Below are 9,377 nucleotides of genomic sequence, written 5' to 3'. Positions count from 1 at the left end.
GAGGACAACATCGCTGGAGCCGGGTTCGCATGAGGCGTTGCCGTTCGGCTTCGGCGGCTGTGACGGGTGCTTGCCGGGGCGCCGGTCTGCTGGGCTGGGTGCGTATGTGATCGACGACTTCGTCCCAGGCACCGGTATCCGCCCGCTCGGCGACGCCGTGCGGGGAGTGGCTGGGCTTCTCGAACGGCCCCGGTTCGCCCGGAGCCGGACGGTCCGAGAGCAAAGGCCCTCACTGATGACGATGCCGGTCTCCCCCCGAGTCCGCCGCCCGTGCGGCCTGCCGGACCGCAGGCCTGACCGACCGCTCCCTCGTCCCGCTTCACCACCACGCCACTTCCGTGTACCTGCTCGCCGGCGAGGGCGTCGTGGTCCGTGTCAGTCCCTTCTCCCAGCGGCAGCGCCTGTCGACGGCTGTCGCGCTCACACGCTGGCTCGTCGCGAACGGATTTCCGGCGACGGACCCCATCGACGTGCCGCAGCCGGTGGCACACGAGTCCTACGTGGTCACGTTCTGGCGGCACTACCCGCAGCCCGCGAACAGGGTGCCTCCGACAGGGCAGTTGGGCTCCCTGCTGCACACCCTGCATTCTCTGCCGTCCCCGCCAGTCGCGCTGCCGGGGTACCAGCCGCTCGCCTCGTTCACGATCGCCGTGGAATCCAGCACCTACCTGTCACCGGACCAGGTCTCGTGGCTCATGGAGCGCGGGCAGGAACTTCTCCACGCCTACGGAGAACTCGACTTCCCCCTGGGACACGGGCACATCCACGGCGACGCCTACCCGGGCAACACGCTCTGGGACGGCCAGGCCGTCCGGCTCGGAGACTGGGACGAGGCGGCGGTCGGCCCGCGCGAGATCGACCTGGCCAACACCTTCCAAGGAGTGCGCTTCGGCCGCACTTCCGAGGATCTGGACGCCTTCAGCGCTCGGTACGGCTATGACATCCGGCGCTGGCCCAGTCTTCCGGTCCTGTGCGGCATCCGGGACCTGCACACGCTCGGTTCTTTCATCCGCCGCGCCGACCGAGGGGAGACAGTCGCTGCGGAACAACTGTCGTACCGCATCGAGACGCTCAGGAGCACGGATACGCAAGCGCGATGGGGCGCGGCGTGAGGTGTCCGTCGTTGTCCCGCTCCGTGGGGCTGCTATCGGGGCGGCAACAGGTCCGGCAGGTTCTGGCGAGCCCTCGTCGAGGATCGCCTGGTCGAGGAACGTGGGGCGGAGACCGCACGGATCGTGCTGGGCCGGATGCCGTTGCCGGGAAGCGGTGGAGGCATCAGGTGCCGACGGACCACGACGGCGAACAGGACGTAGGCGAGCACCGCCAGCACGACCGTGACGATCCACGCGTGCGAACCGGTAGGGTTGTAGACCCGCCCCGCGTTGCCCACGTCCACGGCGGGCGCCGTCTGTCCGGTCCGGAACGTGTCGCGGTCGCTGCCGTGCAGCGTGACGCCCGTGAGTTTCACGGTGCCGTCGTCGGACCGGAACGCTCCTGACCACTCGCAGGTGGTGTGCCCGGCGTGCCCGGAGCACGTGAGGTGGCGCGCGGTGAAGGTGCCCCGCGGCCCGTCGGCCGTGGCGGTTCTGGCGACGGTGCCGAGATGTGGCACCGAGAGCCAGAAGAGAAGGATGCCGGCCAGCAGGAGCAGCAGGGAGACGAACCCGGACGGCTTCCTCCCGCTGGTGGGCACGAGGTCAGTCCTTGGGCGCGCAGGTGCACCGCGCATCGGCGTTGTCCGGCCGGTTCGAGCGGGTGTGCAGGTACATCGCCACCACCATGGGGACGGTCACCAAGGTGTTGTAGAAGAGGTGCAGTTCGACGCGGGGCATGATCAGTTGGATGAGGCTGGTCGGAGCGGCCTTGCCCAGCAGGTGTGCGCCCACCAGCGCCTGGACCAGGAGCAGCAGGTGTTCCAGGTGGTGCCACACCTGGATGCCGAACGACACCTTCCACCAGGTGCCCGAGCGGCCGGTGAAGCCCGGCAGCAGGAGGAACAAGCCGATCACCATCACCAGGGCGTAGCCGTAGTGCATCCACTCCGAGGTGACGAGCCACGGGAACGGAACCCCGAGCACGCCGCGTGCCTCCGGGATCGGCCAGCCCAAGACGTAGATCTGGTACGCCTGGACCAGATGCTCCGCCCAGTGCGCGACGACGATGATCAGGAAGACACGCAGACCGAGTTGATGATGACGGCTGTTGAGGGAGTCGAGCCCGCCCCGCAGAGTGCGCGGTGACGCTCCCATGCTGATGGCCATGCCTGAACCTCCGCGGTCAGGGAACGGTGGCTCATTACATCAGGACCGTGAGCGGGAGGGCTTCTCCCCTCGTGCTCTCCTTGGCGGACCGGTCGGCGGACGCCCGCACCCCTGCGAACCGCTCGACGGCTGACCCGCGATGTCGGCCGTCCCAGCCCTCACCGAACGACCGCCGCTGCTCAGCGGCTTGATGGCGTGAGGCTCCACCGTCCTGTTCGCGCGGTCGGCCGACGGCCCGGCCACGACGGCGTTCGTTCTCCTGCTCCGGCGGGCAGTTGCCACCGGCAGGACGGTTCATTAGCTTCCTGGCTCACGAGGCCCCGGGCCGCGGCCACTCGGCCCTTGCCGGTCGCCTGTCTCCCCCCATTTTCTGGAGGAAGAGCTATGCCCCATGTCGCACTGAACAACGACCTTCCCGGAATCACCGGACTGATGATCCATCGTCCCGACACCGGCGGACCGCTGGGCGACCTCGCGGACGCTCTGCTGAGGGCGCCGTCCTCGCTCGAACCGGGAGAGCGTGAGCTGATCGCGGCGTACGTGTCGCACCTGAACGACACCGCGTTCTGTTCCTCCTCGCACGGGGCCTTCGCCGCCGCGCAACTGGCGGGAGGCCAGGAACTGGTCCGGGCTGTGCTGGCCGACCCCGGCACCGCACCGATCAGCGGCCGTCTGCGTGCGCTGCTGGGCGTGGCGTCCGAGGTTCAGGGTGCCGCGCGTCCGGTCTCCGACAAGGCGATCGAGGCGGCTCGGGCCGAGGGCGCGGACGACACGGACCTGCACGACACCGTTCTGATCGCCGCGGCGTTCTGCATGTACAACCGTTATGTCAGCGCTCTGGCCACTGAACTGCCCAAGGACGACGGGTACTACGAGCACGCCGCTCGGCGGATCGTGAACGACGGCTACCGGGCCGGCATCGTCCAGGACGGCTGATGTATGACCGACAAGTCCGCCGAACCGTTCCCGGACGCCGTCCATCACGTCACCTACCGCAGATGCCGGGAGAACATCACCCGACTCGTCACCTCACGCCCCTCGGCCGCGGATCTCCCGGTTCCGGCCTGTCCCGGTTGGAGCGTGCGCGATCTCGTCGGACACCTCGTCGTGGTCTGCCGGATGGCCGTCGACGAGGAGCCGGGTGACATCAGCGATCCGCTGCCCCCGCCTCCGGGGATACCGGTCGCCGAACTCGTCGTCACCTGGGCGGAGTTGGAGAAGGAGCTGCCACGGGTGCTGCCGCGCGCGGACTGGCTGCGCCGGCGCATTCTGCCCCTGGACGCGTTCTCGCACGAACTCGATCTCCGTGCCGCCCTCGGCGTACCTCCGCCGGACCGCCACCCCGCTCTCGCCGATGCGCTGGATCTCGCTGTCATGGGCTTCACCGTGGCGCTGCACGAGCGCAGCCTGCCGGCGTTGTGCGTCCGGACGCCCGACCGGGTGTGGACGGCCGGGGAGGGCGAATCGGCCGCCACGTTGAGCGGAGAGAGCAGGGACATCTTCCGCGCGCTGACCGGGCGGCGTACGGTCCGGCAGATCGGCGAGCTGTCCTGGAGCACCGAGCCGGCGCCGTGGCTGCCCGCGTTCACCTGGGGTCCGTTCACGCCGCCGGCGCACCGTGTCGAGGAGGCGGCGCCCGTGGGCGGGGCAGTGAGCCGTCACCTGCGCGACTGACGTCGTCGCCACCCGGGAGGCCGGGTGGCGACGGTCAGCGGCACATGGAGCTGCTCAGCCCGCGGTCTCCAGCCGGCGGCGGCGTTCGCCCGCGGGGCGGCCCGACGCCGCGCGGAAGACGATGGGGCGGGCGATGGCCTGGAAGTCCACGTCGGGGTCGAGACGGCGGACCGTCTGCTCCACCATCAGGAGCGCGAGCAGGGGGAACACGAACTCGGACGAGGCGTATATGCCGTTGCGCCGTTGGCTGGCGAACAGTTCGGTGGAGAAGGCGATCAGGTCGAAGTCGCGGGCGGTGGTGCCGCCGTAGCGGTCGACGAGGCGGGTCATGTCCGCGGTGAAGGCGACGGTGTCGCTGTGCCTGTCGACCTGTTCCGCGCTGGCCAGGACCGCTTCGGCGCACCGAGGGCCGTTGCGGAAGCCGAGGTTGAGGAAGAACAGGGCCAGGTTCTCCCGTACGACGTCGGGAACGCGGTAGACGAACCCGGCGTCGAGGACGACCACTGAGCCGGTGCGGGTCAGGCGCAGGTTGCCGGGGTGCAGGTCGCAGTGGACCAGCCCGGTGCAGAACAGCATCTCGAAGACGGCCCGGAGCGTCTGGTCGGCGAGCGCCCGGCGGCGCTCCGTGCTCAGTTCGGTCACCTCGACGTGGTCGCGCACCTCGGGCACGAAGTCCATGACGACACAGGACTCCCCGCACAGCGACGTGACGGGGGCGGGTACGGCGATGAACTCCAGGGTGGAGAGGTCGTCGTGGAGCAGAGCGAGGTTGCGGGCTTCGGCGTCGAGGTCGAGTTGGCGGAGCACGCTCGCCCCGACGGCGTGCGCCATGTCGGCGAGCGGGGCTCCGCGCAGCCCGGGCAGGCGTCCCGCGAGCGCGAAGACGCCGCTGAGGATGGTGACGTCGCGGCGGACTGTGTCGGTGAGGCCGGGCCGGCGGAGTTTGACGGCCACCTGGGTCCCGTCGCTCAGCCGAGCCGGGTAGACGCAGGCGATGCTGCCCGACCCCAGGGGTACGGGGTGGAAGTCCGTCAGCGACTCCGCCCGGTCGGGGCCGAGATGATCCGACAGCGCGCGGCGGACGTCCTGGGGGCGCATGGGTTCGACGTCGTCGTGGAGGCGCTTGAGCGCCGCACAGGCACGGGGCGGCAGGACGTCCTCGCGGGTGCTGGCGATCTGGGCGAACTTGATGAAGGCCGGCCCCAGCCGCTCCACGATCCGGGAGAGTTCCTCGGGCCAGTCCGCCGCGCCGGTCGGTCGTCCCCGCAGGCGCCGCCAGGAGTGCCGCGCCAGGTGGTGGGCGGTGCCCGCGAAGACGATCGACAGGATCCGACCGAGACGCAGCAGGGCTGAAGCGGTGGTCACGGCGGGCAGATCAGGACGGTCGGCTCGATCCATATGGCCACACATTCCTTAAGTAGATGATCTACGGGACCCAGTATCAGTCAAGGAAAGGCCGGATGCATCCTGCTTGACAGTTAGATATAGCTTAGTTTTTATATAGCTACCTCACGTGGAGGTGCACCACCTGACTGCGGAGGAAACATGACCCAATCCATCGAATCCCGGTTGCAGGAAGGGCTGGTGGCGCTCACACCGCCGCCGGCCGCCCGGTACAACGACCCGGCGGAGTACCTGGACTTCGCCCGACCGATCACCGAGAAGTTCCTGCCGTACGACACCCGTAGCGACAGCGAACTCCGCGAGGTCTCCGAAGGGCACGAGAGCCCCCTGGAGCGCGAGCGTGCGCTGTGGGAACTCGCCGACCGCAACCCGGAGACGAGCCTCGCGTTCATCTCCGGCACGATCGGCACGGAGAAGGACCGCCTGGTCCGCTCGGGCGCGCTGTGGCTGGCCCTGCGTTCGGCCGGCCCGAGTGCCCTGGGCGTCCTCGAGAAGTACGCGACGGACGACGACCCCGAGGTCGCCGACTGGGCGCGCGTGCTCATCGGCGACATCACCGGAGTGAAGCCGCAGCGGGTGTACAACGAGGCGGAGGTCGAGGAGACCGGGTACTTCGACCAGACGGTGCCGCTCATCATCGGCGGCCGGGTCGTCATCATGACCCCCGGCGTCGGCGCGGTCCGCGCGGTGCTCTCACCGCTGTGGTTCGACTCCATCCTCGGCCGCGTGCTCGCGAGCACCAACGTCTCGACGATCCGGACCGACCTCACCGTCGAGAAGGAGCTCAAGGGCCTGAACGAGGACGGCTCGTGCCACTACGAGATCTTCCCGTTCCGCGGCCTGAGCGTCGAGTACGACGGCAACAACCTGGAGCACAACTACCTCTCCGAGACGCTGCGGCCGTTCTATCCGAGCGGCTTCGTCGGCAAGGGCGAGATGGTCGAGGTGCCCGTGTCGCTCGGCCGTATCGCGCTCACCTCGCTCGCCCGCAAGGGCGAGGTCGCCATCCACGGCGACGGTCCGCGTGCGCAGCGCCTGCGCGACGCCGACATGCCGTTCGTGGAGAGCGTGCGCGGCCGGTACTACGGCTGGGCTGCGGTCAACCTGGACCGCACCTTCGACCGTGGCACCGTCGGCGCCGGCGACGTGCAGCTGTCGAACCCGACGGACCCGATCGCGGGCCCGATGACCAACGCGAAGCTGTACGGCACGTTCCGCGGCAAGACGGGCGATCACACCGGCGCGGGCCGCTACACGCTCAACTCGATCAAGTGCCACGGCCGTCCCGACGGCAAGATCGACGTGGTCCAGGGCGGTGCCGAGCTGGCCGCCGAGTGACCTGTGTCGTGATCTGACGGTGCGCCCCTGCGCGAGTGGGGGCGCACCGTTGCGTCGGCGCGACCGGTCCGGTGCGGGCGTCGAACGACGGAGCGGGCGGCTGCCGGGCGGCTCAGCCCAGGCCGAGCATCAGGGAGCAGCGGAGCACGGCCTCCGGGTCCCCCTTGATCCGGACGTCCCCGGTGGCGATGGCCTGGAACGGGGAGAGCATCCGCGCCCCCACCCGGACGAACGTACCGGCGTCGCACTCGATGGTCAGCGCGGGCTCCGCCACCGTGCCGCGTTCGAAGGACACCCGGCCGTCACGCACCAGGATCTGGAAGATCTGCTCACTGACCCTGAACTCGTAGACCTCGTCCACCTCGGGGACGGCGTCGTCGACGATCATCGCCTGCACGGCGAGGAAGCCCCACTCCGCGCGGGTCGCCCCGTCGGCGTCGGACTCGTCGAGGTGCTTCAGGCCCCAGCGCGCGAGCGTGAGAACGGGCTCCCGCAGCTCCTGTCCGGACTCGGTCAGCCGGTAGAGCCGGGCGCGCCCGTCGTCGGCGATGGACGTCTGCTCCACCAAGCCGTGGTCGCCGAGCATCCGCAGCCGTTCGGTGAGCAGGTTGGGGCCGATGCCGGGGAGGTTCTCCAACAGGCTCTTGAAGCGTGCGGGGCCGATCAGCAGCTCCCGCACGATGAGGAGGGTCCACCGCTCACCGATGACGTCCAGCCCGGCGGCCAAACCGCAGAACTGTCCATACTCACGCTTCACTGAGCCTCCATTACTCCCGTTGTCGATAGTAACATTCGCGCCCTTTGCAAGGGAGTGCGAGGGGGGCCGGTGAACGCACCGCCCCAATCATGCGCGGAGCCAGAGCACATGCGACGCCGCACGGGTCATGGAGGGCCCGTGTGATCCTTGCCACTCACTTCGGATTCGTATAGCCTCCTGCCGGACAGCTCGATTCGCAGGCCCTTCTCCCAGGGCTCAGATCCCGCTGGATGGTGGATTCCGTGTATCTCATCTGGTTCCTGCACAGGGTGCCCAGGTCACGCGAAGAGGACTTCCGCGCTGTCGTCCATGACGCCGTCGAGGTGTTCCGTCGCCACGGCGCCATCGGGGGCACCCTCATGGAAGTGAGCGACCCGGCGGCGAAATACGGCTGCTCGGACATCGCATCCGGGGTCGACGTGACGCCGGACGAGGTGATCTACGCCGAACTCGCCTACTTCCACGACCGGGCGCACTACGACGAGGTCATGCCGAAGGTCGACGCCGACCCCGAGTTGGCGGAGCTCTACGACAAGCTCGTGGAAACAGTCGACATCTCGCGCATCCTGCGCAGCGAGATGAGCACCGTATTCGAGCTGACGAACACCGACGAGTACGCCAAGTACCAGCACCAGGAGACGGCGTGACGACTGAACACCAGGACGAGGCCGGTCCGGCGAAAGCCGACCCCCCATGGAACTTACGGGCCGTGACCTGGCTGTCCGGAACCCAGTTCTTCATGTTCGGCATCGCCATCGGAGTGATGACGGTCGCCTGGGCGGAGGTCATCCGCTCCCTCGACCTGAGTGACGGCTTCTTCGGTACCGCGCACCTGCTGCTGCCGGTCGTCGGACTGCTGACGCTGCTCGCCGCGAAGCGGATCTACCACTATCTGGACCACCGCTGGATCGGGATCTACGGCCAACTCGCGCTCATCGGGCTCCTCGTCATGCTGGCCGTGAGCGACCACTTCGTCGGTCTGCTGATCGCCTTCATCCTCGCCGGTCTCGGGTCCGCGCTGGTCGATACCGCCACCAACAGCGTGTTCATGGAGATCCAGGCCCGCAGCGGTCGCGAAGTGATGAACATGATGTACGCGATCAACAGCGGAGGCACGGTCATCAGCGCCCTCGGCGCGGGCGCGCTGATCAGTCTCGGCATGGACTACCGCTGGGTCGCCGTGCTGTTCGCCGTCATCATGGCGCCGGTGCTGCTCGCCTCCTTCGCGATCATGTACCCGCCGGTCAACCAGGACGAGCCCGACGAGGCCGTGAGCGGCATCGAGACGGAAGGCGACGTCGGCCTTCTCAAACTGATGCGCAACCCGCTCTTCCGCGTGGTCTTCGTGATGACCGTGCTCGGCATCGCGGTCGAGAGCATCGTGCAGGTCTGGTCGGTCATCTACGTCGACCAGCTCCTCGACGCACCCATCGTCTACGGCGGCGCGGCCTTCGCCCTCTTCAGCCTCACGATGATGATCGGCCGGATGATCAACGCCTGGCTGGTGGCCGCCCTCGGCATCCGCAGGTCGTTCCTGATCTCAGCGGCCGGAACCGCCCTGTCCGGGGCGCTGTTGATGGCCGCCTTCGATCTGTGGCTGTCCGTCTTAGCCTTCCTGCTCATGGGGATCGCCATCGCCGGCGTGCAGCCCACCTGCCTCAGCGCCGCGGCCCGGGTGGCGCCCAGCCGCGTCAACATCGTCGCGGCGGCCATGATGGTGCCCGCGTACGCCTCGTTCATCGCGACGCCGACCGCCTACGGCTGGGTCGCCGACGCCACGTCCCTGAACACCGCCATGGTGCTCGTCGTGGCTTCGGGCGTCGGGGTCGGCGTGCTCGCCCTGGGCCGTCCGATCGCGGAGGCCGACCGGGCGGCGGCATCGGCCGACTCCGGGGACTCCACGCTCACCGCCCAGACCTGACCGGCCCGCCCGGTCCTCCCCC

Annotated in this window: 10 protein-coding genes; 6 read left to right on the top strand and 4 right to left on the bottom strand. The window is 68.9% G+C overall.

Annotation, left to right across the window (positions count from 1 at the left end; translation table 11 throughout):
- Positions 1–338 precede the first annotated feature (338 nt).
- Positions 339–1,112 carry a phosphotransferase family protein gene (locus tag AOK24_RS09195; protein ID WP_055719558.1) on the top strand — a complete coding sequence of 258 codons (774 nt, stop codon included), beginning with the start codon at positions 339–341 and terminating at the stop codon, positions 1,110–1,112.
- Between the two features lie 32 nt (positions 1,113–1,144).
- Here the strand turns inward: AOK24_RS09195 and AOK24_RS09190 are convergent, their stop codons facing one another.
- Positions 1,145–1,693 (bottom strand): hypothetical protein, encoded by a 549-nt coding sequence (locus AOK24_RS09190; RefSeq protein ID WP_240553759.1) that lies wholly within the window; start codon positions 1,691–1,693, stop codon positions 1,145–1,147.
- A gap of 4 nt (positions 1,694–1,697) precedes the next feature.
- Positions 1,698–2,261 carry a hypothetical protein gene (locus AOK24_RS09185; protein WP_055719557.1) on the bottom strand — a complete coding sequence of 188 codons (564 nt, stop codon included), beginning with the start codon at positions 2,259–2,261 and terminating at the stop codon, positions 1,698–1,700.
- A 384-nt stretch (positions 2,262–2,645) separates the two neighbouring features.
- Here AOK24_RS09185 and AOK24_RS09180 point away from each other — a divergent pair, with 384 nt between their 5' ends.
- Together AOK24_RS09180 and AOK24_RS09175 are read left to right on the top strand one after the other, a co-directional pair.
- Positions 2,646–3,197: a carboxymuconolactone decarboxylase family protein gene (locus AOK24_RS09180; protein WP_055719556.1), complete on the top strand. Its 552-nt coding sequence runs from the start codon at positions 2,646–2,648 to the stop codon at positions 3,195–3,197.
- A 3-nt stretch (positions 3,198–3,200) separates the two neighbouring features.
- The gene (locus tag AOK24_RS09175) at positions 3,201–3,935 is read left to right on the top strand and encodes a maleylpyruvate isomerase family mycothiol-dependent enzyme (RefSeq protein ID WP_055719555.1); all 735 of its coding nucleotides are present in this window, start codon (positions 3,201–3,203) and stop codon (positions 3,933–3,935) included.
- A 54-nt stretch (positions 3,936–3,989) separates the two neighbouring features.
- Here AOK24_RS09175 and AOK24_RS09170 read toward each other — a convergent pair whose 3' ends face one another.
- Positions 3,990–5,333, bottom strand: a complete 1,344-nt coding sequence (locus AOK24_RS09170) for an ABC1 kinase family protein (RefSeq protein WP_055719554.1) — start codon at positions 5,331–5,333, stop codon at positions 3,990–3,992.
- A 147-nt stretch (positions 5,334–5,480) separates the two neighbouring features.
- Between AOK24_RS09170 and AOK24_RS09165 the strand changes: the two genes are divergently transcribed.
- The gene (locus AOK24_RS09165; RefSeq protein ID WP_055719553.1) at positions 5,481–6,677 is read left to right on the top strand and encodes a HEAT repeat domain-containing protein; all 1,197 of its coding nucleotides are present in this window, start codon (positions 5,481–5,483) and stop codon (positions 6,675–6,677) included.
- Between the two features lie 112 nt (positions 6,678–6,789).
- Here AOK24_RS09165 and AOK24_RS09160 read toward each other — a convergent pair whose 3' ends face one another.
- Entirely contained in the window at positions 6,790–7,434 is a 645-nt protein-coding gene (locus AOK24_RS09160; protein ID WP_055719552.1) for a winged helix-turn-helix transcriptional regulator, read from the bottom strand.
- Between the two features lie 230 nt (positions 7,435–7,664).
- Here AOK24_RS09160 and AOK24_RS09155 point away from each other — a divergent pair, with 230 nt between their 5' ends.
- Together AOK24_RS09155 and AOK24_RS09150 are read left to right on the top strand one after the other, a co-directional pair.
- A complete protein-coding gene (locus AOK24_RS09155) occupies positions 7,665–8,081 on the top strand; it encodes a DUF1428 family protein (protein WP_240553757.1) in 417 nt (138 codons plus the stop codon).
- A 62-nt stretch (positions 8,082–8,143) separates the two neighbouring features.
- Positions 8,144–9,355: an MFS transporter gene (locus tag AOK24_RS09150; RefSeq protein ID WP_240553755.1), complete on the top strand. Its 1,212-nt coding sequence runs from the start codon at positions 8,144–8,146 to the stop codon at positions 9,353–9,355.
- The last annotated feature ends 22 nt before the right edge of the window (positions 9,356–9,377 follow it).

This window comes from Streptomyces niveiscabiei (genome assembly GCF_001419795.1).
Lineage (GTDB): Bacteria > Actinomycetota > Actinomycetes > Streptomycetales > Streptomycetaceae > Streptomyces > Streptomyces niveiscabiei.
This window is presented reverse-complemented; position numbering and strand designations above follow the sequence as displayed.

Bases quoted from the DNA above. Each gene is read 5' to 3' on its own strand.
- AOK24_RS09185 (WP_055719557.1), bottom strand. From the start codon at position 2,261: ATGGCCATCAGCATGGGAGCGTCACCGCGCACTCTGCGGGGCGGGCTC.
- AOK24_RS09180 (WP_055719556.1), top strand. From the start codon at position 2,646: ATGCCCCATGTCGCACTGAACAACGACCTTCCCGGAATCACCGGACTG.
- AOK24_RS09175 (WP_055719555.1), top strand. From the start codon at position 3,201: ATGACCGACAAGTCCGCCGAACCGTTCCCGGACGCCGTCCATCACGTC.
- AOK24_RS09170 (WP_055719554.1), bottom strand. From the start codon at position 5,333: ATGGATCGAGCCGACCGTCCTGATCTGCCCGCCGTGACCACCGCTTCA.
- AOK24_RS09165 (WP_055719553.1), top strand. From the start codon at position 5,481: ATGACCCAATCCATCGAATCCCGGTTGCAGGAAGGGCTGGTGGCGCTC.
- AOK24_RS09155 (WP_240553757.1), top strand. From the start codon at position 7,665: ATGGTGGATTCCGTGTATCTCATCTGGTTCCTGCACAGGGTGCCCAGG.